The 26,080-nt window shown below is 44.8% G+C and carries 25 protein-coding genes and 1 pseudogene; 8 read left to right on the top strand and 18 right to left on the bottom strand.

Going from position 1 to position 26,080, the window contains the following annotated elements; genetic code table 11:
- Positions 1-180: 180 nt before the first annotated feature.
- Positions 181-447, bottom strand: a complete 267-nt coding sequence (locus IT291_04145; GenBank protein ID MCC6220415.1) for an iron-sulfur cluster assembly scaffold protein — start codon at positions 445-447, stop codon at positions 181-183.
- Positions 448-641: 194 nt separating this feature from the next.
- Between IT291_04145 and IT291_04140 the strand changes: the two genes are divergently transcribed.
- The gene (locus tag IT291_04140; GenBank protein MCC6220414.1) at positions 642-1,997 is read left to right on the top strand and encodes a putative DNA binding domain-containing protein; all 1,356 of its coding nucleotides are present in this window, start codon (positions 642-644) and stop codon (positions 1,995-1,997) included.
- 214 nt (positions 1,998-2,211) lie between these two features.
- Here IT291_04140 and IT291_04135 read toward each other — a convergent pair whose 3' ends face one another.
- The gene (locus IT291_04135) at positions 2,212-2,928 is read right to left on the bottom strand and encodes a hypothetical protein (protein ID MCC6220413.1); all 717 of its coding nucleotides are present in this window, start codon (positions 2,926-2,928) and stop codon (positions 2,212-2,214) included.
- Here IT291_04135 and IT291_04130 point away from each other — a divergent pair.
- Complete coding sequence (locus IT291_04130) at positions 2,892-3,704, top strand: hypothetical protein (protein MCC6220412.1); 813 nt, start codon at positions 2,892-2,894, stop codon at positions 3,702-3,704. The two genes, IT291_04135 and IT291_04130, sit on opposite strands and share 37 nt — an antisense overlap.
- Before the next feature lie 13 nt (positions 3,705-3,717).
- On the opposite strand, the gene IT291_04125 is transcribed toward IT291_04130, so the two are convergent.
- The gene (locus IT291_04125) at positions 3,718-4,536 is read right to left on the bottom strand and encodes a PEP-CTERM sorting domain-containing protein (protein ID MCC6220411.1); all 819 of its coding nucleotides are present in this window, start codon (positions 4,534-4,536) and stop codon (positions 3,718-3,720) included.
- Between the two features lie 173 nt (positions 4,537-4,709).
- Here IT291_04125 and IT291_04120 point away from each other — a divergent pair, with 173 nt between their 5' ends.
- Positions 4,710-6,176 carry an MFS transporter gene (locus tag IT291_04120; GenBank protein MCC6220410.1) on the top strand — a complete coding sequence of 489 codons (1,467 nt, stop codon included), beginning with the start codon at positions 4,710-4,712 and terminating at the stop codon, positions 6,174-6,176.
- A gap of 94 nt (positions 6,177-6,270) precedes the next feature.
- Here the strand turns inward: IT291_04120 and rpmB are convergent, their stop codons facing one another.
- Genes rpmB through lexA form a run of 3 tightly spaced genes read right to left on the bottom strand, consistent with a single transcriptional unit; the run spans position 6,271 to position 8,411 of the window.
- The gene (rpmB, locus tag IT291_04115; GenBank protein MCC6220409.1) at positions 6,271-6,501 is read right to left on the bottom strand and encodes a 50S ribosomal protein L28; all 231 of its coding nucleotides are present in this window, start codon (positions 6,499-6,501) and stop codon (positions 6,271-6,273) included.
- A 31-nt stretch (positions 6,502-6,532) separates the two neighbouring features.
- Complete coding sequence (recA, locus tag IT291_04110; GenBank protein MCC6220408.1) at positions 6,533-7,669, bottom strand: recombinase RecA; 1,137 nt, start codon at positions 7,667-7,669, stop codon at positions 6,533-6,535.
- 55 nt (positions 7,670-7,724) lie between these two features.
- Entirely contained in the window at positions 7,725-8,411 is a 687-nt protein-coding gene (gene lexA / locus IT291_04105; GenBank protein MCC6220407.1) for a transcriptional repressor LexA, read from the bottom strand.
- A 122-nt stretch (positions 8,412-8,533) separates the two neighbouring features.
- Here lexA and IT291_04100 point away from each other — a divergent pair, with 122 nt between their 5' ends.
- From IT291_04100 to IT291_04085, 4 genes and pseudogenes are all read left to right on the top strand, one after another.
- A complete protein-coding gene (locus IT291_04100) occupies positions 8,534-9,316 on the top strand; it encodes an enoyl-CoA hydratase/isomerase family protein (GenBank protein MCC6220406.1) in 783 nt (260 codons plus the stop codon).
- Positions 9,317-9,741: 425 nt separating this feature from the next.
- Positions 9,742-10,062: a hypothetical protein gene (locus tag IT291_04095; GenBank protein MCC6220405.1), complete on the top strand. Its 321-nt coding sequence runs from the start codon at positions 9,742-9,744 to the stop codon at positions 10,060-10,062.
- A 228-nt stretch (positions 10,063-10,290) separates the two neighbouring features.
- Positions 10,291-10,572, top strand: a pseudogene (locus IT291_04090) (RNA-binding protein).
- Positions 10,573-10,704: 132 nt separating this feature from the next.
- Complete coding sequence (locus IT291_04085) at positions 10,705-10,902, top strand: 30S ribosomal protein S18 (GenBank protein ID MCC6220404.1); 198 nt, start codon at positions 10,705-10,707, stop codon at positions 10,900-10,902.
- A gap of 12 nt (positions 10,903-10,914) precedes the next feature.
- On the opposite strand, the gene IT291_04080 is transcribed toward IT291_04085, so the two are convergent.
- From IT291_04080 to IT291_04030, 11 genes are all read right to left on the bottom strand, one after another.
- Positions 10,915-11,898, bottom strand: coding sequence for a phosphoribosylaminoimidazolesuccinocarboxamide synthase (locus tag IT291_04080; protein MCC6220403.1), 984 nt, complete (start codon positions 11,896-11,898; stop codon positions 10,915-10,917).
- Positions 11,899-11,917: 19 nt separating this feature from the next.
- A complete protein-coding gene (gene rapZ, locus IT291_04075; GenBank protein MCC6220402.1) occupies positions 11,918-12,862 on the bottom strand; it encodes an RNase adapter RapZ in 945 nt (314 codons plus the stop codon).
- 65 nt (positions 12,863-12,927) lie between these two features.
- Positions 12,928-13,242: a ribosome-associated translation inhibitor RaiA gene (raiA, locus tag IT291_04070; protein ID MCC6220401.1), complete on the bottom strand. Its 315-nt coding sequence runs from the start codon at positions 13,240-13,242 to the stop codon at positions 12,928-12,930.
- Positions 13,243-13,389: 147 nt separating this feature from the next.
- Complete coding sequence (rpoN, locus tag IT291_04065) at positions 13,390-14,907, bottom strand: RNA polymerase factor sigma-54 (protein ID MCC6220400.1); 1,518 nt, start codon at positions 14,905-14,907, stop codon at positions 13,390-13,392.
- A gap of 266 nt (positions 14,908-15,173) precedes the next feature.
- Positions 15,174-15,908 (bottom strand): LPS export ABC transporter ATP-binding protein, encoded by a 735-nt coding sequence (gene lptB, locus IT291_04060; GenBank protein MCC6220399.1) that lies wholly within the window; start codon positions 15,906-15,908, stop codon positions 15,174-15,176.
- A gap of 97 nt (positions 15,909-16,005) precedes the next feature.
- On the bottom strand, positions 16,006-16,638 hold the full coding sequence (locus tag IT291_04055) for a hypothetical protein (GenBank protein MCC6220398.1): 633 nt from the start codon (positions 16,636-16,638) through the stop codon (positions 16,006-16,008).
- Between the two features lie 5 nt (positions 16,639-16,643).
- Positions 16,644-17,324, bottom strand: coding sequence for an LPS export ABC transporter periplasmic protein LptC (gene lptC / locus IT291_04050; GenBank protein ID MCC6220397.1), 681 nt, complete (start codon positions 17,322-17,324; stop codon positions 16,644-16,646).
- A gap of 11 nt (positions 17,325-17,335) precedes the next feature.
- Positions 17,336-18,133: a 3-deoxy-8-phosphooctulonate synthase gene (gene kdsA / locus IT291_04045; protein ID MCC6220396.1), complete on the bottom strand. Its 798-nt coding sequence runs from the start codon at positions 18,131-18,133 to the stop codon at positions 17,336-17,338.
- A 111-nt stretch (positions 18,134-18,244) separates the two neighbouring features.
- Positions 18,245-19,978: a CTP synthase gene (locus IT291_04040; protein ID MCC6220395.1), complete on the bottom strand. Its 1,734-nt coding sequence runs from the start codon at positions 19,976-19,978 to the stop codon at positions 18,245-18,247.
- Positions 19,979-20,012: 34 nt separating this feature from the next.
- Complete coding sequence (pcnB, locus tag IT291_04035) at positions 20,013-21,449, bottom strand: polynucleotide adenylyltransferase PcnB (GenBank protein MCC6220394.1); 1,437 nt, start codon at positions 21,447-21,449, stop codon at positions 20,013-20,015.
- Between the two features lie 102 nt (positions 21,450-21,551).
- A complete protein-coding gene (locus tag IT291_04030) occupies positions 21,552-23,063 on the bottom strand; it encodes an aminotransferase class III-fold pyridoxal phosphate-dependent enzyme (GenBank protein ID MCC6220393.1) in 1,512 nt (503 codons plus the stop codon).
- 137 nt (positions 23,064-23,200) lie between these two features.
- On the opposite strand from IT291_04030, the gene IT291_04025 reads away from it, so the two are divergent.
- Entirely contained in the window at positions 23,201-24,718 is a 1,518-nt protein-coding gene (locus IT291_04025) for an aldehyde dehydrogenase family protein (GenBank protein ID MCC6220392.1), read from the top strand.
- A 28-nt stretch (positions 24,719-24,746) separates the two neighbouring features.
- Here the strand turns inward: IT291_04025 and IT291_04020 are convergent, their stop codons facing one another.
- Complete coding sequence (locus IT291_04020) at positions 24,747-25,910, bottom strand: ATP-binding protein (protein MCC6220391.1); 1,164 nt, start codon at positions 25,908-25,910, stop codon at positions 24,747-24,749.
- Positions 25,911-26,080 lie beyond the last annotated feature (170 nt).

Raw genomic sequence — 26,080 nt, 5'->3', positions numbered from 1 at the left:
GCTTGGCGCTTTAGGCGCTCTAGCTCAGCAACCTTTAATGTGCTGTCGATATGAGAATACTTATAAGACTCGACCATGTTTATCCAACTATATAGACAACTTTATTACGTAATTTTCAGCGCTCAACACTAATTGAAACTAACAGCAAATTCGGATGGAGTCACCCATGGACTTTAGTTTTTATAAACTTAAAAAAGACCGAAAATTGTCTAGACGAAAGGGCACACCGCTAAACTTTACCTCCGAGACGCGACCATCAGCAAAATCAATCCAGATGTGTAGCTCGTTGCCGCAAAGCGGATTGCTTACGAAAACATTAAGCACATCATAGCCGACACCTTCCCCATTGTGGGCGTGGCGCGAATGATCGAATATTAACTCCTGGTACAAATCGTCAAACACTTGAAAAATATTGCTTTGCCATAAGCTGCTTAAAGGGTCAGCCAATATTTCGCGATATGCTTTATCGTAATAATATCAGATTGTTATCTACGAGCCAAGGCCATTGGAGTTTCTTGTTTGCCGAATAGTGCCGAATAGCGTAATATTTCGTAAATATTGCCGAATAATGCCAAATAGTGTTAAACTATGTTATTCGGCATCAATCAATCAAATGAACCACGATAGTGTCGGCCCCGTAAATGAAGAGCATCACAAAACTAATAAAAGACGAAGAATCAACAGAACTAGAGTTCAAGCAGGCTCCACCTAAAGATGAAGCTCTCTGCGAGCTTTTTGTGGCATTAGCCAATACTTGTGGGGGCGATTTAGTTCTAGGAGTTGAGGATAAAACGAAAAAGATACGCGGTATAAATGATAGCGAGCTCATTAAGATTGAGGAAAGAATTGCCAATATCTGTGCAAACAAAGTTATTCCCTCGATTGTACCGATAATGCGAATTGAGCGTTTGGAGGAAAAAGCTATCTTAGTGGTTCACATTGATATGGGTTTTCAAAAGCCTTATCGTACCGCTAATGGTAGCAAGGTCTACGTGCGGATTGGTAGTTCAACCCGAAGAGCCGATGAAGCAACAGAGCAATCCTTGGCATTCCAAAACATGGGAGTGCTTTGGGAGACCCTTCCCTGCGCTAATGCTTCAATGGAAGACATAAATTTAGAGATAGTAACTAAATTTCTTAGAAACAGAATTTCGCCAACTAGTAAGAAAATATTCGGCGATCTACCAGCTTGGCTGGTTAGCAAGAGATTTGCTAGAGACATATCTGGTAAGCTTTTGCCAACTAATGCTGGAGTATTGCTGTTTTCTAACGATCCTTCTAGTCATATTCCAAGTGCTCGGTTAGAATGTGCACGTTTCCAGGGAGCAAGTATAAGAGATTTCTTAGATAAGCAGACTTTTTCGGCTCCTATCTGGGAGCTATACGACCATGCTCTTGGCTTTTTGCGAAAGCACATTCCTCTTAAAGCACTTCGAACACATGATGCCCGAAAAGAATTCTTGTCCTACCCTATTGAAGCTTTTAGGGAATTTATGTTCAACGCTTTAGTTCATACTAACTATGCGATAAATTCAAGCATTAAACTTGCAATTTTCGATGATGTCATAGAAATCACTAATCCGGGCGGCTTGCCGCTTGGTCTAACATTGTCTGATGTTGGAACTGGTGTTTCTATTCTTCGAAATCCACTAATAGCGTCTGCGTTTCATGAAATGGGATTTATTGAGACATGGGGGACAGGCGTAGCTTTTGCCCAAGAGAAACTGCGAGAACGAGGTTTGCCCACTGCGCAGTTTCGTGAAAAGGGATTTTTTCTACAGGTTTCCTCAGTATGGAGATGGGGAGCGGATATTTTAGAACATGAACACAAGATTTTGTTGTACGCCACGCAAAAAGAGACAATCAATTCAAGCCTGATAAGCGAGCATCTAGGTTGTAGCGCACGTACGGCTAGAAGCTATTTAGCTAAACTCGCTAACAAAGGTTTGTTAAGAAAAGTTGGTACAACTAAAGGTGTCGTATATACATTGCGCTAAGATTACGTAGTAGATGCGTCTAATAGCGCCTATATGTAGCGGTAGTTTGTGCAGGGCTTTCTTAGCGAAGTTAGGTAAGATGACAAAAATTGTCTTTAGTTCTTAAGGCACTGAGGTATTTGACTGGTTGCCGACGCTGAACTTATTAATGACGATAATGAGCTCGTCTTCATTTACAGGCTCTATACCGTTTCCAAAAAGTAAAATATTTAACTTACTTTTGAAAACGGTATAGCAGTCTTCGCAGCGTGCATTCAGCCAAACTATAAACCTGCTCCTCGAAGGAAAATACATCTGGCCTATCGCGCTCCAGAAAAATTTTAGATAACTCTCTATTTGAATCCCGCTTTCCAGAGTGCACCGTAGTATCCCCATACCAAAGCGTAACGTTGTTAGATAAATCAATCACTTTAGTTAGAAGCTTCAACTCATCATCTGAACGAAGCTCCGCTAATTGCCCAACCAAAAGAAAATCATAGCCAGCTCCCCTAGCTAACTCCATAGAAGCGTAATTTCCCTCAAGAAACTCCTCCCTTTTTCCAGGCCATGTTGCTATATTAAAAAACTCCACAATGCTAATTTTTTCTTGGCGCAGAAATTCCGCCTGAAAAGCCTCAGCCAAATCCTTGCCAAAATGCCTAGGCTTACCCGGTTGCGCAGCAAAACTTTCCGGCACATCAAATGGCATAATAGCCAGCCGAACGGGCTGTTCCGAATGAAAACGCGATCTTACATAAGATACAAAATCCTTATCAACATAGGCCCGTATCTTGCAGCTATCAGCATTTAGAGACGCCTTAAGCGAGAAGCAAGCACCTAAGCTAAATATAGCGAGCGATATAACTAGGAGCTTAATTACAGTTGAAGAAAAAAAATTCCGATTATTTGAGAACAATGAAGACCGAAAGACTTGTAGACAGACTATTTTCACTGGTTTTGGCACCTCTTATAATTGCTTCACTTCCGAGCTGTAGCAAGAGATTTCACGACCTCCCCGCCTTTTCCGCAATACCAATCTACGACGCCTTTAATCACTCAGTAGGTAGATTTAAGACGAGTTACTTAGCAGATCAGATTCATGCATACTACCGTGCGCGGACAAGTGGCACAATCGGCATTGCAACCTTTGTAAACATCGATAACCTATACGGAAGTTCCACATTCGGCCGACTAATAAGCGAACAATTAATGTCTGAACTCGTAATGAAAGGCTACAACGTCATAGAGCTAAGACAGGCCGATGCTCTACAAATAATGTCAGGAGAAGGAGAGTTTGCACTCTCGCGCGAAGCTGGAAGTCTAAAGAGTTGGCAAGAACTTGCGGGCATAGTAGTTGGCACTTACGTCGAATCACCACAAAGAGTGTACGTAAACGCGCGAATCATAGATCCGTCAAACTCCATTATAGTTTCGGCTGGCACAATCGAAATGAGCAAAACCTGGGAAGTCGCCCAGCTCTTAAGGCAAAACTCAGTCGCTACGTCCCTTGAGCGCATTCCAGTAAAACACCTAGGATATGGCAGATACCCTCTGCCATACTATTCGCCAGACCTCGTTCCGTACTATTATCCAACACCACAAATGCTCAATGAAGATGCACTGTATGAAAACAAAACAAATAAGGAAGACCAGCAAAATCCAAATGTGGGGAAGACCGCTCCCTCTACCGACATACCGCCAAAACCACTACTAAGCCCAATGAGCTAATGGAACAATAAAGCTACGACAGAGCAGATGATCTATTGGCACCTCTATGCCATACAAGCAACGTCCCTAAAGCCAGCGCAAAAAGCACAACAGTAGACGGCTCCGGTATCGGACTGCCACGCACTACAACAATAAAATCATTATAGTCAAAATCAGAACCAAATACTCCAAACTCTGGGTGATTGGCATCGGGCTTCAAATCCTCGATAAACAACACTAAATCACCAACCATCAAATCAAAAGTAATCGCTCCAGAAAAACCATGTAAATTAGAAATGGGAACATTCAAATTTCCACCTTCAGTAATCCACGTTCCCAACATCTGAACTGCATTACCTTCATTCCTCGAATCGACACTAAGTAAGGTTCCATCGGAATTTTGCAAGGCAAAAGTCAACTCTTCTCCAGACGCCTGACTATAGATGGCTGAAGCTCCTGGATTATCGCCCGCGTTTAGAAGCGAAAGAAAATTGTCGGATGAATCGACAAATCCAAAACTATTTGACATAGCTGGCGCATATCCATCGAAACTAGCTAGCTCGGCTAGATTGAACAACTCGAGATTCTGACCCAGTTCTCCCCCAGTAAACGAATCGACCTCCAAAAGACTACCATCTGTAAATGGATCGAAGTGCTGAAACAAGTTATCCGATCCAAAAGGCGTGAAGTTTGGGCCATCGAAACTGTTATCCCCAAACGAAAAATCCGAACGCACAGTCGTAGCACTATCGAGACTAACAGCTAAAACCCCACTCGGGACAATGCCAACAACTAGGACAACTAACATCACTGATAACAGTGACTTGATCTTATAAAAATTTGAACCGCTCATAGTATTTTAGTTAAGAACTACCTCATTGAACTTTGACTCACCACGCTAGTGGTGCCGAACAACTTTATTATTAAACACCAACTGGCAATAAAAGTCTACAACGGACTTGACGAAGTGATTTTTTCCGCCTATTTGTAAACGTTTTTATTGAGTTAAATTAAGCAACAATAATAATGACAGAAGCTCTTTCTCAAGTTAGCTCAAGGCCGCCTCTTACTTTTAGAGAGAAGCTTTGCTATGGACTTGGCGATGTTAGTAATGGACTTGCATCCTCGTCCGTTGGCCTCTGGTTTCTTTATTACCTCACCGATGTCGCTGGTTTAGCATCGCTTTATGCTGGCATCGCCATTATGATAGGTCGAGCATGGGATGCAGTAACCGATCCACTGATGGGATGGATAGCCGATCACACTAATTCGCGCTGGGGCAAGCGGAGGCCGTACCTGTTATTCGGCTGCATCCCGTATGCCATTTCTTTTTTTGCTCTATGGGTGGTTCCAGATTTTCATAACGAAGTACTGGTATTTGCGTACATAACAGTTGCGCTTATTATTTTTAATACCTGCCTGACTGTTGTTTTCGTGCCCTACACGTCTCTCACAGCTGCCATCACAGACGACTACCATGAACGGACATCTCTTACAGGATTTCGCATGACGTCTGCGCAGGCTGCGTATTTGGCTGGCGCAGCCATTCCCAGCTCACTAGTTCCTTGGATTCTCTCGCCAAATGGCGAGGCACTGCTCCAAGCTACCGGAATTTACGCGCTCTTCGGGAGCTGGGCGGGCACACCGCGTTCTGGTTATTTCCTAACCGCCCTTATCCTATCGGCGATAATGGTGCCATCTATACTGGCAACATTTTTTGGCACACAAGAGCGAGATACTGGCCGAGCCAGCATGCCACAATTAAATCAGACTCCACTTACTTACGCCTCGTCTATTTTAGATCAACTCCAAGGTAATAAACCTTTTCGAAGCTCAGTTGCAATTTTCATTCTCACTAATTGTGCAGCAACGCTAATAGCTGTTAATCTTCCTTTTTATGTGGAATACGTTCTCGATTTGGAGAAATATCGAACTAACATTATTATGCTGCTGTTTGTCACAGCTATATTGTCGATGCCTGTTTGGGTAATGATAACGAAAAGATTTGGCAAATCCGAAACTTACAGCATCGCAGTGCTGTTATTCGCGGCCATGCTTTGCTTACTACCACTAATTGAAGCAAGAGAGCTAAGCACTGCTTACTTAATGGCTGTTGTTATGGGATTTTTTTATGCTGCCGCACAAATGATCCCCTGGGCAATAATGCCAGACGTTGTCGAATACGACGAACTCAGGACAGGACATCGACGCGAGGGCCTTTTCTACGGCGGCACAACTTTCTCCTACAAACTCGCCACGGCACTCGCGATTTTTCTGTCCGGACTATATTTAGGAATGATAGGCTATGTGCCAAACGTTGCTCAAAGCAGCCATACTATCGCCGGAATAAAAGCCATAATCGGCCCCATACCAGCTTTTATTTTTCTAATGGGTGTTTTCGTAGCACGAAAACACCCATTAACGGCAAAAAAACACGCTCAAATTCGCCAAGAGCTCGCCCAACGATATAAAGATCAACAAAAAAGCGAATAATAAAAAAGGAAATACCAATCACGGCCGAATGGACGACGCGTTGGGCGGCTGCTAAACCGCCAAACGCCGCATTGACTGCGTTAGATTGACTGCGTTAGTGGGACTTTAAGCCAAACTTTCGCAAAGTAGCGCTTAATCCGAGCTTATCAACTGTGCGCAACATCCTACTGGACAACCTAAGCCGCAACCATTGATTAGTTTCAGAATCAAAAAGCCGCTTATTCTGCAAATTAACTTCATAGACTCTCTTGCGCTTGTTGTTGGCATGGCTAACCTTATTGCCAACCTGCGCCTTCTTACCAGAAATATTACATGCTCTCGACATATCGATCACAAACTCCCAAACTAAAATGTAACTACTCGTTAATCACAGAGGAATCCTCAAGCTCTTCAAACGAATCGGCAGAAACATCGCTAACCTTAGCAACCTTCTGGCGAGGAGCTGGTTTCCTTTCTGCCACATCCCCAATACCATTAGTTGCTAAAACCAGTGATTTGATTTTTTCGCGTATCTGCTCGTTTTCCTCCAAAAATTTCTTGGCATTATCTCGCCCCTGGCCAATCCTTTCACCTTCAAAGCTATACCAAGCACCGCTCTTATCGATAATTCCATCACGAGCACCAAGGTCAACCAATTCGCCCACCTGACATATGCCTTTTTTGTATATAATGTCAAACTCAGCCTCTCTAAATGGCGGAGAAACTTTGTTCTTTACTATTTTTACTCTGGTTCGGCTCCCAATAACCTCTTCCTTGTCCTTAATGGCTCCGACGCGCCTAATATCCATACGAGCCGAGGAATAAAATTTCAAGGCATTGCCACCAGATGTAGTTTCCGGAGACCCAAACATCACTCCTATTTTCATCCTAATCTGGTTAATAAAAACGACTGTAGTCTTAGTCTTAGAAACTGCAGAGGTTAATTTTCTTAACGCTTGACTCATGAGGCGAGCTTGCAATCCAGGTAACGAACTGCCCATATCGCCATCTAACTCTGCCTGCGGCACCAAGGCAGCAACAGAGTCAACGATGACCAAATCAACAGCCTCAGAACGCACTAAGGTTTCTACAATTTCTAGTGCCTGCTCCCCCGAGTCGGGCTGACTAATCAGAAGCTTGCTAACATCTACGCCAAGTGCTTCAGCATACCCGAGATCCAATGCATGTTCTGCATCGACAAATACAACTGTGCCCCCCTTTTTCTGACACTCTGCTGCTAGGTGAAGAGTCAATGTTGTCTTGCCAGACGACTCCGGACCGTAAATTTCAACTATGCGACCCCTTGGTACGCCACCAATTCCTAGCGCAATGTCAAGCCCAATACTCCCAGTCGAAATAGCTTCTATAGCTTCATCTTTGCGATCGGCATCTAAGCGCATAATTGCGCCCTTTCCGTAGTTCTTCTCTATAGAAGAGATAGCACCCAAAATCGCTTTTTCCCGCTCACCTGCACTCTTACCCGAGGCCGTCAGTTGTTCATTTTTATTAATCATACTATCTCCGCTTTATTTTACGTCACTCTCAAATTTATAAAATCTATTCAACTTCTCAAAGCTCTCGCATCAAACCAATCATGCGCCCCTGAATATCAACAGTATCAACCATTATTGGCTTGTGATTTGGGTTCTGCGGAAGTAGAGCAATTTTTCCGCCCTTTAATCTCCTAAAAGTCTTTAGCGTGGCACTACCATCTTCCAGCAGGGCTACTACGATCTGTCCGTTTTCGGCAACACTTTGCTTTCTCACAATAATAATATCTCCATCCATGATATGAGCCTCTATCATTGAGTCCCCAGTAACTTGCAAGCAATATATGTCGGCTCGCTCATCCATAAATTGCGGCGGTATGTCAATAAGAACGCTGTTGTCCTCAATGGCCTCTATAGGCAAACCGGCAGCAATTAGGCCCACAAGCGGCACGGCACATCTATTACTGCTATACCGATTGCCACCATGTCCGAGTTCCTCTTTTTCTACTATCGTAATAGCTCCCTCTTCCCCACGCCTAATAAATCCCTTGCTCTCTAACCTACATAAATGAAAATGTGCCGTCGAAGGAGAACGCACTCCAATATGTTCAGCTATGTCCTTTAGCGTAGGCGCATAGCCATTATCGGCAATAAAACTCCGGACGTACTCTAAAGTGCGTCTCTGTACTGGAGCTAAGGAATACCCCGTAAATTCCTCGTTTATGCCGGTTAGATTGCGCAAATTGTCTCTCTGTGATGTAAGCATATTTTTAAATGACCGTTAATTGCACTTGCTACATTCATACATCGTTAAACTTATAATCCGTAAGCGAGCTGCGAGCAATATAGCATATAGAAAAATAATAGAAAGACTTTATTTAGACATTTATGAACACGACATTTGTTAGGCGGGATAATTTAGACAAAAATATTGCAATATTGACGCTTAACGATACCTCTTGCAGAAACGCCATGAGCGAGAAAATGGCGACTGACTTCTCAGCGCGCATTACCGAGCTAAGATCCGAGGGGGATGTTAGAGTCCTCATCATCAAGGGCGCTGGCGATGTTTTTTCAGCGGGCGGGCATTTGGACATGTTGCTCGAAAAACCTAAAATGTCCGAAGAAAGAAACAGGCAGTTGATGGAGGTATTTTACAAGCAGTTTCTTTCGATAATAGACATTGAAATACCTGTCATAGCCGCGATTAACGGACATGCTATAGGCGCTGGATTATGTCTAACTTTGGGCTGCGACATTAGGATTGCTGTAGAAAGCGCAAAAGTGGGCTTTAATTTTGTTCGCATCGGCCTACATCCCGGAATGGGAGCAACCCACTTACTGCCGAGACTTATTGGTTCGGGCTACGCTGCCGAATTGCTATATACGGGAAAAATCATAGGCGCAAATGACGCAGCGAAAATTGGCTTAATAAATCACTCGGTAGGACAGGAACAGTTCGATACATTCGTCAACGAAATGGCTACGTCCATTGCTCAAGCTAGTCCACAAGCAGTTCGGCAACTTAAATCAAGTCTACGCACAAACCCACTTATTCCCCTATCCGACTCCTTAAAACGAGAAGCACAATGCCAAGCAGCAGACTACGCTGGCAACGAGTTTAAAGAAGGCATTAATGCTATCATTGAAAAGCGGTCTCCTCGCTTCTAGCTCCTTAGTTTCTAGCTCGTCGCCCTACCCTCTATTTTGATTTTCGCAGCAAACAAAAAACACAAGCGGCGCTAAAAATCAAAACAAACTCGCTAACGGCAAACTCCCGCCAAAGCGACTGATTAATAGCCACTTGCAACAATCTGGCTGAAAGCAAAAACAGCACAGCTAAAACAATAATCCATAGCTTCTCATTCGGCATAGCTCACCTACGCGGCAAAAAACTTTAATTGTAATATTTTTGTAACATTGTTGCTACATCTTTCTTTTTTTTCTTGACATCAAAGCAACTTAGCGAGTAGAAGTTTAAGGCGCTTAAATGCAAAGTTACTTAAAGTAACATGATGTAAGAGCATTCCGTATGCGTTGTAAGGAAACTCGTTGTTGTAAAAAAACTGCGTGCAAATAACAGAGGCTAGTTACATATGTCCATTTCCAGAGTTAGAACAGGAAATGAAGAGGAAGACGAGAGTTCTGTTTCGTTTAGCATTAAACCCGAACGAAATTTATTAGCGGCAGTGTTAGCAAGGGCGATCTGCGACGCTTTTGGCTCGGCTCAATGCGATCGCCATGTCGTAAGAAGCGCCAGGCAATGGTTGTTTGGAAAATTGACACCAACTCGAGCATTTAGCTTTGCGTGGGTGGCACAGCATCTCGACTTGGAGCCATCTACATTACAGGTAACTCTGCGTGGGTACGATACTAACCCAACGATGATTCAAGAGCGCCTTAGTCTACTTAGATAGGCTATTACGAGAAACGCGAGATTTTAGTAAATCTGGAAAAGAATTTCCGGTTTTATTTATAAATTTGATTTTGCGGCTCGGTATTAGCGAAGGGGTGGTTTGCATTTTATTTGAAATCGAGGTAAGTTCCACGCTCGGTTTTTTTGCAGCAAAAAATTCGGTCACAATCGTGCCTTATTGCAGCAACTACAGAGAGTGGAATTCATATTAACGAGTAAATTTATAGCTATGTCTAAGATCTTCGTAGGTAACTTTTCTTTTTCGGTAACTAGCGATAAACTAAAGGATTTTTTCAGCAAGGCGGGCACAGTCATTTCGGCAAAAGTTATGACCGAAGGCGAAGGAGGTCGCTCTAGGGGTTTTGGATTCGTAGAGATGGCTACTCCAGAGGAGGCGCGCAAAGCGATTGAAGAACTTAACGGAGCTACTTGGGAAGGTCGTCAAATTAAGGTTAGCGAGGATCGCGGACCTAGAAAGACATATGGGCAAGGTCAACATGGAAGAGGTGGTGACTACAGACAGGAACAAGGCGAAGGACGAGACAGTGGTTATTCGCAGAACCGTTATCCCACTGGCCCATATACACCACTTGGTTATTTTCGTGCCCAACCACTAGATTTAGGGACGCGCAAACATAAAAAAATCGATCCCTTTGTCGAAGACGCCAAACTAGCAATCGACTATAAAGATCCAAGAATACTAAAGCGATTCATGAGCGAGCGAGGAAAGATATTGCCGCGAAGAATGACTGGCTTGACAGCAGCCCATCAGCGCCAGGTATCTCGCGCAATAAAACGTGCTCAACACTTAGCGTTGCTTTCTTTTACTGATGGCGCGTAAGCCACGCGCAATCTAAACCAAAGATTTAAGACAGACACGCGAGAAGGTTTTTAGAACCTGTTGTATAGCTTCTTTTTGGCTACCAGGTTCGGCAGCAAATTCCTTGCCGCTAATTTTTTCGTATGCCTCAATATAGCGGATAGCCGCATCAACGCGAAAGGAATCTTCTATCACTGGCGGAATCCCTTCGCCCATATAGCCCTTTTGCATCAACATTCTCCGCACAAACTCTTTATCGAGCATATGAGGATCGATTCCTTTCTCGAGACAGTCTGCATAACTATCTAATACCCAATACCGCGAGGAGTCCTGCGTATGAATTTCATCGGCAAGAACCAGAGTTCTCTTTCCGTTCCTTACAAGCGTTCCAAATTCGTACTTGGTGTCTACTAGGATAAGGCCGCGCTGTGCCGCAACGCTCGTTCCTCGCTTAAATATCGCTAGCGCCTTTTCGCATATTTCATCCCATAGGCGAGCCTCGACGAGGCCGGACGACACCACTTCATCAGAAGAAATGGGAACGTCATGCTCGCCACGAGCGGCCTTAGTAGATGGCGTAATAAGTGGCTTTTCGAATGCCTGCGATCGCTTCATATTTGGCGGTAGCTTAATCCCCGAGATGTCTCTTCCCACTTGATAATCTCTCCACGCGCTTCCAGTAAGATAGGCACGAACGACTACCTCAATAGGCACGATCTCCACCTCCTGGCCTACTAGCACATTGGGATGCGGCCAATCTAGCAAATGATTAGACACAATATCCTGTGTCTCCCTAAACCAGTACACTGCCATTTCATTTAGTAGCTGCCCCTTAAAGGGGATAGAGGTAAGAACGCGATCAAAAGCACTTAACCTATCAGTGGTAACTAATATGCGTTTATCCCCAACTACATAACTATCTCTCACTTTCCCAGAAATCTTGTCTCCGAGATGCGGTGCGTCAATTGAGTCTAAAGTGTAATTTAACTGCTCCTCAATTATTCGACGTTCAATCATAACTAACGATCCCTATTGCTCAAACATTTCGCGATATGTCGCGATGCCTAATATTTACGACAAAACCGAGATTGAGTAGATACTCGGCTAGCCTTTCGCCTATAGATACTGAACGATGGTGACCTCCTGTGCAACCTATAGCTACAGTTACATATCGCTTGCCCTCGCGCTCGTAGCGCGGAAGCAAAAACTTTAGCAGCTCGCCATAATGCCGAAGAAACTCATTAGCATCGCCGTTCGAAAAAACATAGTCCGCCACGCGCTTGTCTTTGCCATTAAACTCCCTTAATTCCGGCACAAAATGTGGATTGGGGAGAAATCTCACATCGATTACTATATCTGCATCCCGCGGCGCACCGTATTTGAAGCCAAATGACTGCAATGTCACTTCGATACTGCTTTTTTTAGCCCCAACTTGATCCCTTACGCAATTCTCTATGAATCTTCTAAGATCATGTGGCGTTAGACTAGTCGTATCTATAATGCGGTCTGCCACACTGCGAATTTGACTTAAAACCTCGCGTTCTTTGGTCAAGGCCTCTCTCACCGTTCCCATTAAAACGCCTCTTGCCAATAATGGATGAGGGCGCCTGGTTTCCTGATAACGCCGTATAATAACATCGTCATCGCAATCGACAAACAAATGGGTAACCTCAACTAACTGCGAACTCCTAAGCCGACTAACAGCTTCAGATACAGCAAACGCCGATTCTTCGTCTCTTATGTCGACGAGCAGTGCAAAATGAGTTCGCAATCTAGCAGGCTTAACTGGCTGGGTACTTGCAATGCTAAGTGGCGATGACTCAATTGCGCTTGCCGAGGCTTTTGCCTCTACGAAGTCAACGAAGTTAGCCACTAAAGGTGCAGGCAGGTTATCTACGCAAAAATAACCCAAATCTTCGAATGCGTTTAGAGCGGTGGAATTTCCAGCTCCGGAAATTCCGCTAAGAATAAATAATCGCACCGTTTCCATCCAGCAGAGTTGACGGCGCAAACATTGCAATGCGCCGCTCTAAAGCAAATTACTAACTATTTATGGCTAACTAGCTTTTCCTTTTGTTTTCTAAGTTGACTCACTATGTTGTCCACGACTTTATCTATAGATGAGTATAAATCTGCAGTCGTCTCCGTGCCCGAGACATCGTATCCCTTAGAATGAACTATCACCTCTGCACTGTGGTCGCGCTTTTGCACTGACAATATTACCCGAGCGTCCGTTGGACCATTGACGTATTTTTTTAAACAGCTTTGGACCTTGTCAATAGCATACGCCTTAAGTGGCTCAGTAGAATCGCAATTGCGAAAAGTAACAGATACATTTATGGAAACGTCCTGCTTTGGCATTTTGCTTTACTCCTCTCCTATCTTGGTTATTAGCTATTTACGGCGTGTAGAAAAACATGCTCTTTAATCCAAGCGCTTGCTACATATGGACTTGTATCACATATAAATATGGCTTGCCAAATTAAGATCGCTAGACAAAGCGCGTCATCAAAAGACTTTTTTGCGGCGAGACGAAGACAAAATATTCATCATTTCACGGTACTTCGCAACAGTCCTTCGAGCTATATTAACTCCCTCGGATTTCAGCGTATCAACTAAGGCTTGATCGCTTAGTGGCCTTTTAGGATCCTCTGCGAGAATCAATGACCTAATTCGTTCTTTTACCGATTCCGATGAAACATCCTCTCCCTGTTCGCTTTTTAGGCCAGAGGTAAAAAAGAACTTCAGTTCAAAAACACCCTGAGGCGTATGCACGTATTTATTAGTAGTAACGCGACTTACTGTAGATTCATGCATTCCCACATCTTCGGCCACTTCCCTTAAAACTAGCGGCCTCAAGAAGCCAACCCCGTCGTCGAGAAAGCGCCGCTGGAATTTCATGATGCTTTCTGTTATGCGATAAATAGTCTGCTGCCTCTGATGTATGCTCTTAATGAACCACATGGCAGATTTCAAGCGATCGTTTAGATATTCCCTGTTAGTAGAGTTACACGACTCAGGATTATTTAGGAGATCCCAGTATCTTGGGCTTACCCGCAGCTTAGGCATGCCAGTGTCATTCAAGGAAATTACATATTCGTTATCAACTTTCTTAACGTATATATCGGGCGTAATGTAAATTGGCGCTTCATCTACAAACGGCCTACCGGGACGAGGCTCTAGCTTCTGTATTACGTTTAGGGCAGCCACTACATCCTCAATTTTAATGCCCTCTTGCCTAGCAATTTTATCAAATTGCCGAGTTTCGACTTTGTCCAAATGTTCTAAAACAATCTTCCAAGCAAGCGACCCTTCGGCACCCTGCTGGGAAAGTTGAATCAACAAACACTCCCTAAGATCTCTAGCTGCCACTCCAGGTGGATCTAGCAACTGAACTTCGCGAAGCACGCGTTCCACATCCTCCACGCTACGGCCACAAATTATAGCTAGCTCCTCACTCGAACATTGCAAATACCCATCGCGATCCAAATTCCCTACGATTTGTAAGGCTACACCCCAATCCGCTGCGACCAGCTCCGTAGTCCTAAGCTGCCAAAGAACATGACTAGTTAGCCCTTCTGGTTTGGAAGCAGTAGCTTCAACTGAATACCCTGGGCTCTCATCCGCATGTCTCGAAGACGCGCTGTTTGAAAAATCGCCCCATGTACTGTCAGCATAATCCAGCCATTCTCCACTGTCGCTTATTGGCTCCGCACTCGTTCTATCTACCTCTAAAACAGCATCTCGCTCAGAAAGCTGTCTCTCACCTTCATAACTCTTATAGGGAGCATCATCTAAGTCACCTAAAGCTCCATTCATCTGCTCGCCTTCGTTGCCCGCTAGAGTCTCCTCTTTTTCGTTATTTTCGCGCGCATCTTCGAGGGCCGGATTTTCCAGGAGTTCTTTCTCAATGACCTCCAGATACTCAAGACGCCCCAATTGCAATAGCTTAATAGCCTGCTGCAACTGTTGAGTCATTACCAGCGAATGAGTAAGCTTCTGACTAAGTTTGATTTCTAACGCCATAGAACCAACACTGCTAAACCGTTAATACTGCAACACTTTTCTAATACATTATAAGGTGATAAGTCTGTTAATATCTACTGTTTTCATATGCAAATTGCATTTTTTTGCTAACATAGTTGCTAAACATCTAATACTACTACTTATTTTATTTGCAAAAAAAATGCCACTTTCTACTTCTTATGATGCCTGAGAGGCACAATGTGGCTCGAAACAAAGTGTGAATAATAAGGGCAAGTCGTTAAGAAATAGGGCCACCGTGACAATAGTTACATGCTAAAATGTTCCCCGAGGTAGTACCTCCTAGCTAATTCAGAGTTAGCAATTGCTTCGGGGTCGCCAGATTCAATGATGCGTCCCTCGCTTAAAATATATGCGCGGTCGCAAATCCCTAGCGTCTCTCGGACGTTGTGATCAGTAATGATTACGCCTATGCCTTTCTTTTGCAGCGTCCTAACAATTTCTTGTAAATCGGCGACGACAATTGGGTCTATCCCCGCAAATGGCTCATCGAGAAGCATATATAAAGGGGAACAAGCTAAGGCTCTTGCAATTTCTACTCTGCGGCGCTCTCCACCCGATAAGGCATAGGCCCTTGTCTCTGCCACTTTTGCTAGGTCAAGTTCGCCAATCAGAGACTGCAGGCGCAACATGCGTTGCTTCTTGTCGCCCTTGTATTCCGGCAACACCTCTAAAACACCTAAAATGTTCTCCTCCACTGTCAGCTTCCGAAATACAGACGGCTCTTGAGGCAAGTATCCCAGGCCCAAACGAGCGCGGCGATACATGGGTTCAAAAGTAACGTCGCTCTCGCCAACCATAACCCTTCCCGCATCGGGACGAATGAGCCCAACAAGCATGTAAAACGTAGTGGTCTTTCCTGCGCCATTTGGGCCAAGCAACCCAACGATTTCCCCAGGCTCTATCTCTAAATCGACGCCATCCACCACGCGCCTAGCCCTAAAACTCTTTACTAGCCCTTGGCAAATAAGCCTTTTAGACATGTCCACTCCCAACCAAACGGTAAAACAACACTAGGCCTCCTATACCGTTTCCAAAAAGTAAAATTTTTAACTTACTTTTTGTAAATGGCATAAAAAATCACTCTTCTCCAGCTGTCCCTTTCTTAATAAGGGAACTAATGTTTCCATCCCCTGGCGTAGCTGCATCTTCGGGCTTAATGATTTTTACCCTAACATCTCCCTCTGCTTCGCTGCGGTCCTCATCGAGATAGACTATAACTTTATCCGCGGTAAGCGCATTGCCATGGTGGACAAATTCTGGCCCCTCCGTCAACTCTATTATTGAAGTCTTTACGTTATATAAAGCATGATCAGCTGTAGCTCTCAGCGAATCGCCCTGAGTTATAACTACATTTTTGTCGCATTCGATGCTATCGATCTCACTCTTCTCATCTAGGTGTCCAATCATTGCGTCAGCCGTAATTAGCAATTCGCCTCGACGAACCTCGACATTTCCATTATATCGAAACACCCCTTTCTCAGAATCCAGTTCCAGCGTATCCGACTTTACCAAGAGCGGTGGGCTATACGTATCTTCGTTACCGCCTAGAAGTTTTTCCTTGAGCCCACCCTGCTTCGACTCAGCGTTTGCCGCCGTCGACATAGCGCCCAGCATTGCTACGACAATCACGAAAGGAAATAATACTTGCAAAAGACCTCTCTTCCACATACTAGCAGCCATCCCACATTCCTTTCTAATTTCGATTGCCATTACATTTACTTTTTATCCAACACGCCTAGACTTTTTTTCAACTGACCGCTAGAAGCTGATTCTAGGTGCTGGAAAGACGAACTTACATCCTTACTAAGTGCTACTACGCGCGTCAGCATGTTCGCATTTAAGCCAATTCCACTAATCATAAAAGTTGCGCCATCTATATTGACTAACCCTGGCGCTGTCACAATGCTAGTATCTACATCATAAGTTGCCATGGCAGTCCTAATAGATAACGATGTGTCTAGCTTTAACGCTACCTCACCCTCCATTTCCGCGCGCCTTAACACATTTGACTCCACATAGAGTTTGCCCGCTTTGCAATGAAACTCAAAAGTCTGCCCTCCCGGTCTATACACAATTACCTTGGCATCACTTACGTGCAAAAATCCCTCTACTGAATAATATTTAGCATCCTTGGCTTTTACTTCCCATATCGGTTGCCCATCGCGCACCTCAACGCGATGAAACTCCTTAAGGTGAAGCGCTACCGGATCTCTTGCGGCTAACTGCTCCACTTGCGAACCGCTCGCACCATTGCTAAACAGTCCGCCACTAAACAAAGACTTGCGCTCCCTCGACTCGAGGATAATAGACAACGCTAAGTACGACAAGTAAAACGCCATCATAGCTAAAAAAAGCCACTGAACATGTCGCTGATTGACTTGCTTTGCTAAGTACACGTATTTCCTATCTACTCGTTAGAACAAAAGCGCCTAACTTCGTCTAGCTTTGTAACCACATCTAGCAAACTAGAAAGTTTGCTTATGGGTATCATGTTTGGCCCATCTGACATCGCACAATCGGGATTTTCATGGCACTCTAAAAACAAAGCATCCACACCAACTGCCACTGCAGCCCTTGTTAACAAGGGCACATATTCGCGCTTGCCCGACGAGCTACCGCCAGCACCGCCCATACTCTGAACGGAATGAGTAGCATCAAATACAACTGGATAGCCTAAAGATCGCATGACGTGTAAACCTCTAAAATCCACAACTAGATCCCTGTAGCCAAAACAAGTTCCTCTCTCACAAAGCATGACCCTATCGGCACCACCCGCAACGACTGCCTTCTCGGCAACATATTGCATATCTTCGGGCGCCAAAAACTGCCCCTTCTTAATTAAAAGCGGTTTTCCGGTTCGCGCTGCTGCCATTACCAAATCAGTTTGGCGACACAAAAAAGCTGGGATCTGCAAAACGTCACAGACTTTAGCAACCTCCTCCACTTGCTGCTCATCGTGAACGTCCGTAACTACCGGCACTCCAAACTCACGTCGAACTTCACTTAGAATTGCTAAACCCTCCTGCATACCAACTCCGCGAAAACTCCCCGCCGATGTCCTATTGGCCTTGTCAAAAGAGGATTTAAACACAAGTGGCATCTTGGCCTTGCGCGCCTCAGCAGTTATTAGTTCTGCGTGTCTAAGGAGATGATCTCGCGACTCAATAACACAGGGACCGCAGAAAATAGCAAGCGGTTTGCCCATTCCTACTTCTACTTGTGAAACACCACTATCTTGTCCACCAATAACTACCACTGCATTTCCTCAACGAACTATATAATGTGTGTGTGAATGCCGAACTATCTTTTCCCCAGACTATGAGCTTACGAACCCGCCTAAGCGCCCAAACGCGGACGTTTCTCGGGCTTCGACTTGCCCTGCACTCTGAGTAGGCGACGAGAGGACTTCAATCTCGCCCTTTAGAGTTTGCTTCTTGCTGTCTCTATGTCTCAGCGCAGCTTGTATGAAGCTAACGAACAGCGCATGAGGAGCCAAAGGTCGAGACAAAAACTCCGGATGAAACTGAACACCAACAAACCAAGGATGGTCTGGCACCTCTACTATTTCCACCAATGAGTTGTCTGGAGAAACGCCAGATATCACTAATCCATTACTCTCTAACAATTCCCGATAGGCGTTATTTACTTCCCAGCGATGGCGATGGCGCTCAAAAACTTCGTCCCTATCTCCATATATGCGCGAGGCAAGTGTGTCCTTTTTAAAAACACAGGGGTACGCCCCAAGGCGCATTGTAGCACCTTTTTGCGCTAAACCGCGCTGTCCCTGCATCAAATCAATCACTGGATCAACCGGATCTTCTACAAACTCTGAACTAGCTGCCTCCTTCCTGCCAGCTTTGTTTCTGGCAAACTCGACAACGGCCATCTGCAAACCAAGACAAATACCCAAATATGGCACTCCCTGTGTGCGAGCATAATTAACCGCTGCTATTTTCCCCTCGCTACCGCGCTTGCCAAAACCACCCGGCACCAATACCGCATCGGCATTCCGCAGTTTCTCCGAAATGCCATTTTGTTCAATATCTTCGGCATCCACATACTCTATCGCCACGCCACAATCGTTAGCGATGCCGCCATGAGTTAAAGCTTCTATTAGGCTCTTATAAGACTCTTTTAGCTCTACGTATTTTCCGACCATCGCAACGACAACGCTGGAATTCTTGGGCTTCTTAATAATAGATGCCACGCGTCTCCATGGTTCTAGTTGTGGAGAACCGGTCCAAATGTTTAGTTTCTCACATACGCGGGAGTCAAATCCTTCCTTATGCAAAATAAGTGGTAAATCATAAATGTTGCTCACATCCTGTGCCGTAATTACGCAGTTAGCGTCTACATTGCAAAACAAGGAAATCTTCTCCTTAAGCTTGCTATCTATATTGCACTCTGTCCTCAACACTATAATATCCGGTTGAATTCCTAAACTCGTAAGAGACTTAACGCTGTGCTGCGTAGGTTTTGTTTTTAGCTCCTCGGCTGCCTTAATAAAGGGAACCAATGTCAGATGAACATAGAGCACGTGCTCCTTTCCCACATCTGCGCGAAATTGACGAACGGCTTCTAAAAATGGCAAACTCTCTATATCGCCAACAGTTCCACCGATTTCACCAATACAGATATCAAAACCTTCGCCCGCCAACAAAATCCGACGCTTTATCTCGTCTGTTACATGCGGAATAACCTGAACAGTTCCACCCAAATAATCTCCACGCCTCTCCTTGCGAATGACCTCATCGTAAACCTGCCCAGCAGTAAAATTGTTTAGCCGGGTCATTTTAGTAGAAAGAAATCGCTCGTAGTGTCCTAGATCGAGATCTGTTTCCGCACCATCATCGGTGACAAAAACCTCGCCGTGTTGAAACGGGCTCATAGTGCCTGGATCTACGTTTAAATACGGGTCGAGCTTAATGATAGTTACCCTAAGTCCACGGCCCTCTAATAACGCGCCAAGGGAGGCCGAAGTGAGTCCTTTTCCCAGCGACGAAACCACTCCACCACTTACAAATATGTATTTCGTAGGCCTAGATGACATTGAGCATTCCTCGAAAAATATCTCTCTTAATTTGCTATAAAATAGGTGATTTTATGTGTTTTTTCACATCTGCGCAAGTTCTTCCTCTTCCCCTTCTAGCTCTGTGATTCCTTCGCTGTGGGGAGTGAGAATTATTGCCTTTGGTAGTAAATAACGGCTCTGCCAAAAGTCGGCGCAACTTAAGGACTTTTCTAGTATCTTCCAACGTAAGTTGCATTAGCATTATGGCATCTTGTGCAGTGGGATTATTGCGAAACTGACTTAACTTGCGCTTATCATTGGCGTGTAAAAGAAGGAAGTGTCGCAGGCGAAGAATTTTTTCCATATCTTCGCGGTCCTTGCGCGAAACTCCAAATGGCAAAAACAGTTTGTTAATCATCGTTAACAAACTGCTAGCGCTCCGCTTATCGCGTCGCCGGCCCTGCCTTCTAGGAAGCTCAATATCATTATCCGCTTCATGGCAATGCGTTAAATCCAGCTCCTCTAATGTCTCCGGACATACCTGCCAGTATGGAGCTAATGCATCACCATCCGCTTCAACGCCAAGACTTTCAAACATATCAAACGCAATACGGCCCATGACTAAAGCTAAAAACAACACCGCTGCCGAAATATCGGTTCCCTTAGCAAACTCGTCGTCTATGCGGGCCAACACGAGTTCCAATCTTGGCCACGTTTCACTATCGCGCTCAATTGCTTGCCACAAAGGTGCAGAAACGTATTTGAGCAGGCGAGTCTCTTTCATCAATTCAAACGACGCACGCGCACTTCCGCCGCGAAGCTCCCTAACAAACTCCTCACTCACCCTCGATGGTGAGCTAAGCTTGATAAACTGCGCATTGTCGCAGATTGCCTTATAAGTCGCTCGATCTATCCCAAACCCTGTCCTTGCCGCATGGCGACAAGCCCTAATCATGCGCACTGGATCTTCTACAATTCGCTTATCGGGATCCCCAATGATCCTAATAACTCCATTTCGAAGATCCTCAATCCCGCCAACGTAATCGATTATTGAAAAGGTATCGAGATCGTAAAACAAGCCATTAATAGTCAAATCTCGGCGCAAAGCATCTGACTCAGGATTGCCATATGTATCATCTTTTTTTATGGGAAGAGGCTTCTCGATTTCTTGAGTCTCTACATCGCCAACAGCCCTAAACGTAGCCACCTCTATAATCTTGTTCCCCTTAAAATAAACGTGATTAATGGGAAAGCGCCGGCCGATTATGCGACTATTTCTAAACAGAGCTCGCACTTTTTGTGGCGTAGCGTCCGTGGCAATGTCAAAATCCTTAGGCCGCTTGTTTAAAAGCAAATCCCTTACGCCACCACCTACCAGATACGCCTTATAACCATTATTTAACAAACGGCGCATGACTTTAAGCGCATCTTCATCGATCATTTTTCGGGAAATGCAATGCTCGCTGCGCTCAATGATTAGTGGATATTCAGAGTCAAAGGAATTAAGCATTCAACAACACATCATCAATTTTCTTCATCATCAATTTACTTGTAGGCGCATCTTTAGGCCCTTAAGACAAAACACGAGTTCGGATTGGAACCACTTTAAATTTTACTTCTGGCAATTAGCACATTTAGCAAAACCTAGCAAAACATTGCGCATAACGCCAAGAATCATGTTAATTTCATCGGAATTGATATTAAAATAAGGCGTAAAGCGCAAAGCGTTTTCACCTCCAGGAATTACATTAATTCCAGCAGCGCGCAAGGCTCTGCAAACTCCGCTTGCGTCTTTTACGGGGTAATTTTTTTTATCGAGTTCAGCAGCTAGCAATAATCCCGTACCGCGCACTTCGGTAATAATTTCCCGCATTTCACTTTGTAGTCGCTTCAAGCCACTTAAAAACTCTTCGCCTCTCTCTCTGATATTGAGCGCAAGCGCATCGGTAACTTGCGACAATACGGCCCTACCAATCTCCAGTGCCCGCGGATTTGCAGTCATGGTATTTCCATAAATTCCTTCGCGATACAATCCTGCCGCCTTGGGAGTAAGAGCTACAACGGAGAGGGGGAATTGACCAGCGTTTAGTGCTTTAGAAAATACTTCCATGTCTGGCGGCACGATACCGTCAAAACTCGGGTAATCTACGATGCTTAAACACCCCTGCGCCCGAAACCCAGCCTGGACTGAGTCGACAACCAGTAGCGAATCGTGCTTAAGGGTAAGGCGCCTAGCAGCATCGTAAAACTCCCTTGTTATCGCCAATCCAGGCCTGCCTTCGCCCATAACTGGCTCCATAAACATAGCTTCTACAAAAATATTTTCGCGACTAGTCACTTCAAAAACATTTTCAAGCTCGGAAACGTTATTTGGTTCTACGACTAGCTCGCTTTCTCGATCTCGAAAACTTCCCAAATGTCGTCTATAATTTTCCACACAGGAATTGGATATACTAGCCGCCCTATCGGTGCGGCCGTGAAAGCTTCCTTTTAAAGAAAGTAATTTTATTTTCTTAGCAGCGTGTTTGCAGGAAACATCAGTCATGGCTTTTGCGTGAACATCAGTAAGGCGAAGTGCTACAGTGACTGCCTCGGAACCGCTATTCATACAGAGTATTTTGGAATAAGGACATGAGCCATTTAACGCCCTAAAGCCAATGTGTTCCTGCAAAGCATTGGCAAAGCGATACTGGCTAACGTTAGGCGTCATGATATTGGCCATGACTAATGGTTTAGAAAAAACCTCTGGCGCAAGCGAGGGCGAATGGCCAAAGCCCAACATGCCATAGCCACCGGTATCGTAAATAATAGCTCCATGGATTGTAACAAGCCATGGGCCATTAGCCGCCAATGGCACAAAGGGACAAATTGAACCCTGTCCATAGAAATTCAAAAAACCCTTCTGAAGCCTTAGAATTAAGTCGTCCTCGCTAAGTTCAAGTTCCCGAGAAAATTCGCTCTTTAAATCAGTATAAATACTAGCCGCGTCTTCAATAGCTTGCTTCAAAAGCGGATCTCGCTCCACAAACTTCAAAACAATTTCCTGTTCCAAGCCACTTGTCCTAGATGGCACCGCACTAGCTCTAATCCTTGCCAATTTTTCGAGAACTATATCTGTATTCATAAAAGGAAATTTTTTCTGGGCGGACAAACATACCCTTTAAAATAAGATGCCGTATTTCAGCAAATTGGATAATAATACTCTTAGACGAGCGAAATGTAAGAGCAATTTTTATAGTTAATCTTTTCTTTAAAACCCATATGAAACAAGTCTTAAAAGAATTAGACCTCAGGGATAGCAATTCGGGAAGTTTTAGCGGCAGTTGGTTAGTCGATTCGGGTTCGCAGGTTATAGAAAGCATTTCGCCTATAAACGAACAACCTATAGCAGGTGTTAGCGTTAGTAGTATGGCCGAATATGAAGAGGTTTTAAGTCAAGCTACAGAAAATTTCTATCGCTTCCGACTTTTCCCCGCACCAAAACGCGGAGATATCGTGCGAGAAATCGGAAACGAATTCCGCCGACTAAAAATGCCTCTGGCAAAACTCATTACTTACGAGATGGGAAAAACCTTAAGAGAGGCGGAGGGCGAGGTGCAAGAGGTAATTGACATTGCGGATTTTGCCGTTGGCTTATCTAGGCAACTCTATGGGTTAACGATGCACTCTGAGCGACGGCAGCACCGCATGTTTGAACAATGGCATCCACTGGGCAACATAGGCGTCATTACGGCGTTTAATTTTCCCGCCGCAGTTTGGGCATGGAACGCAATGATTGCTTGCGTATGTGGAAACAGCGTAATTTGGAAGCCTTCTGAAATTACTCCCTTAACCGCTGTAGCTATAACTAAAATTTGCGAAAGTATTACCAGCAAGCACGGTTTTCCTGCCTTGTTTACAATGCTTACCGGCAGTGGCCCCGCACTTGGCCAAAAGATCGCCGCCGATAGTCGCTTCGGACTCATTAGCGCCACCGGTTCATGTAAGATGGGAAGAAGCGTTGCCCAAACGGTAGCGGAAAGACTAGGAAAAAGTTTACTAGAATTGGGTGGCAATAACGCAGTCATTGTACTTCGAGACGCTGACCTAAAGATTGCAATCCCTGCCGTATTATTTGGCGCAGTTGGCACTACAGGTCAACGCTGCACTACGACAAGGCGAGTATTGGTGGAAGAAAAGATTGAGCCCGAGTTCACTAGGCGCTTAATTGCAACTTATCAACAACTAAGAATTGGGGATCCCTTAGACCCCAACACCTTAATGGGCCCCCTCGTAAACCCTGCAGCGCGCGAACTCTTTGTGACTGCAATCGAGAATATCAAAAGCCAAGGAGGGAAGATTCTTTACGGCGGCAAGGTTTTGAGCGGCTTTCCTTCAAACCTCTATGTGGAGCCAACTATTGTCATGGCCAATGCCAACATGCCCATAGTCAAGGAAGAGGTTTTCGTGCCCATTTTGTACATCTTAAAAGTATCTGACATAGACGAGGCGATACGCGTGCAAAACGACGTTCCGCAGGGCTTGAGCTCCGCGCTTTTTACTAACGACTTAAGCAAGAGCGAATTATTTCTCTCCCATGCTGGCTCGGATTGTGGCATAGCTAATATTAATATTGGCACCTCTGGTGCAGAAATAGGCGGCGCCTTTGGTGGAGAAAAAGACACCGGCGGCGGAAGAGAAGCCGGCTCCGATGCGTGGAAGGCATATATGCGACGTCAAACAAACACCATTAATTGGGGCTCAGAACTACCACTCGCTCAGGGCATTAAGTTTGAATAGGCTATTAAGGGAAACGGACCAAGCGGCGTTATCTCATGAGCTGCAAAAATAAATCTCGGTAATTATAGGCTTCGCAGCCGTTATTAAATCGCTGGGGCTTATCTCCCCGGTAGCAAATCCACTTTTTAACCGGCTTATAGCTGCCGACATATTCGGCAAAAGATTCGAGCCCCGTAGTTTGGCTAGTAGAAAGGCGCGTTCCATATTTTATTTCCAAGCCAATAATGTCATCCTCCCGCTCGATAACCAAATCCACTTCTGCACCAGCATTGGTGCGATAAGCACTAAAGCTCCAATTCTTCCGCATAGCCCTTCCTAGCGAAATGAGCTGTGTTATCATAAACTGCTCAAACAAGGAGCCTTTTTGTTCTTCAGAAAGTTTTTGCCCATGAATGCCTAAAATTGCATTTCTTACGCCCACGTCAAAAAAAATGAAACGATCTCTCTGCGAAACTCGTCGAGTTGATTTTTCTCTAGGTTTAAAAGCGCAAAGCCTATGAATGAGTAGGGTATCCTCTAAAATAGAGAAGAACCGCCGAATGGTCTCCTTGGGAATTTCAGTATCTGAACTCACCTTGGAGTAGTTTATCCATTGGCCACTAAGCAACGCAGCGGTATCTAGGAAGCGGGCATAGTCACCTACGTTTCGCATAAGACTTTCTGCGCGCACTTCTTCGCGAAGATAGAGCTCTGCATAGGAACCAAGCGTTTCTTCTCCCATCTCTCTGTCGAGAAATATGCCCGGAAGTGTTCCTACGCGTAGCGCTCGCTCTAACTCGAACTGGTCGCCTAATTCCGAAATCATCAAGGGATCGAGATAGGCTAAAATAACTCTACCCGGAAGAAGATTCACCGAGGATTGGCGCAGTTTTCGTGCACTTGAGCCGGTCAGCAAAAAGCGACGCCTGCCCATACCCTCATCTATGAGAACCTGAACGGAATTAAGTAAAGCAGGGACCCGCTGTATTTCATCAATGGCAATGAGCGCTGCAGATCGATTAGCCTCGAGCTCTCGCCGCAACAAATCGGGATCCTTAGCATAAGCTAAAAAAAAGCTTTCCACCGCTAAATTTACATAAACGTCGGGCTCAAGCTGCTTAACCAGCGTAGATTTACCGACTTGGCGTGGCCCCAAAAGCAAAACGCTTTTATTTACTGAGGAAATCCAATTAGTTAGCATCCTGTCTTGCATGTAGGTCATTTACCATGCAAATGACCTACATGCAAGACGGAAAGAAAAACGAAAAAGAAAGAAACCGGCATTATTGCTGCTTTATCACCAATAACAAAACTTCTGACATCATCATCCGCATAGCGGAGAAATACCGACCCTCGCTTCTCGAGTTCTCTGTCGGACTCATC

The sequence above is a fragment of the Deltaproteobacteria bacterium genome, assembly GCA_020845775.1.
Lineage (GTDB): Bacteria > Bdellovibrionota_C > UBA2361 > SZUA-149 > JADLFC01 > JADLFC01.
Note: the sequence above shows the minus strand (reverse complement) of the source record. Positions and strands in the feature narration are given on the sequence as shown.

Excerpts from the sequence above, each read along its gene's own strand:
- IT291_04140 (MCC6220414.1), top strand. The coding sequence starts at position 642 with ATGAAGAGCATCACAAAACTAATAAAAGACGAAGAATCAACAGAACTA.
- IT291_04130 (MCC6220412.1), top strand. The coding sequence starts at position 2,892 with ATGAAGACCGAAAGACTTGTAGACAGACTATTTTCACTGGTTTTGGCA.
- IT291_04125 (MCC6220411.1), bottom strand. The coding sequence starts at position 4,536 with ATGAGCGGTTCAAATTTTTATAAGATCAAGTCACTGTTATCAGTGATG.
- IT291_04120 (MCC6220410.1), top strand. The coding sequence starts at position 4,710 with ATGACAGAAGCTCTTTCTCAAGTTAGCTCAAGGCCGCCTCTTACTTTT.
- rpmB (MCC6220409.1), bottom strand. The coding sequence starts at position 6,501 with ATGTCGAGAGCATGTAATATTTCTGGTAAGAAGGCGCAGGTTGGCAAT.
- recA (MCC6220408.1), bottom strand. The coding sequence starts at position 7,669 with ATGATTAATAAAAATGAACAACTGACGGCCTCGGGTAAGAGTGCAGGT.
- lexA (MCC6220407.1), bottom strand. The coding sequence starts at position 8,411 with ATGCTTACATCACAGAGAGACAATTTGCGCAATCTAACCGGCATAAAC.
- IT291_04100 (MCC6220406.1), top strand. The coding sequence starts at position 8,534 with ATGAACACGACATTTGTTAGGCGGGATAATTTAGACAAAAATATTGCA.
- IT291_04095 (MCC6220405.1), top strand. The coding sequence starts at position 9,742 with ATGTCCATTTCCAGAGTTAGAACAGGAAATGAAGAGGAAGACGAGAGT.
- IT291_04080 (MCC6220403.1), bottom strand. The coding sequence starts at position 11,898 with ATGATTGAACGTCGAATAATTGAGGAGCAGTTAAATTACACTTTAGAC.
- raiA (MCC6220401.1), bottom strand. The coding sequence starts at position 13,242 with ATGCCAAAGCAGGACGTTTCCATAAATGTATCTGTTACTTTTCGCAAT.
- rpoN (MCC6220400.1), bottom strand. The coding sequence starts at position 14,907 with ATGGCGTTAGAAATCAAACTTAGTCAGAAGCTTACTCATTCGCTGGTA.
- lptB (MCC6220399.1), bottom strand. The coding sequence starts at position 15,908 with ATGTCTAAAAGGCTTATTTGCCAAGGGCTAGTAAAGAGTTTTAGGGCT.
- IT291_04055 (MCC6220398.1), bottom strand. The coding sequence starts at position 16,638 with ATGGCAATCGAAATTAGAAAGGAATGTGGGATGGCTGCTAGTATGTGG.
- kdsA (MCC6220396.1), bottom strand. The coding sequence starts at position 18,133 with ATGGGCAAACCGCTTGCTATTTTCTGCGGTCCCTGTGTTATTGAGTCG.
- IT291_04040 (MCC6220395.1), bottom strand. The coding sequence starts at position 19,978 with ATGTCATCTAGGCCTACGAAATACATATTTGTAAGTGGTGGAGTGGTT.
- pcnB (MCC6220394.1), bottom strand. The coding sequence starts at position 21,449 with ATGCTTAATTCCTTTGACTCTGAATATCCACTAATCATTGAGCGCAGC.
- IT291_04030 (MCC6220393.1), bottom strand. The coding sequence starts at position 23,063 with ATGAATACAGATATAGTTCTCGAAAAATTGGCAAGGATTAGAGCTAGT.
- IT291_04025 (MCC6220392.1), top strand. The coding sequence starts at position 23,201 with ATGAAACAAGTCTTAAAAGAATTAGACCTCAGGGATAGCAATTCGGGA.
- IT291_04020 (MCC6220391.1), bottom strand. The coding sequence starts at position 25,910 with ATGCAAGACAGGATGCTAACTAATTGGATTTCCTCAGTAAATAAAAGC.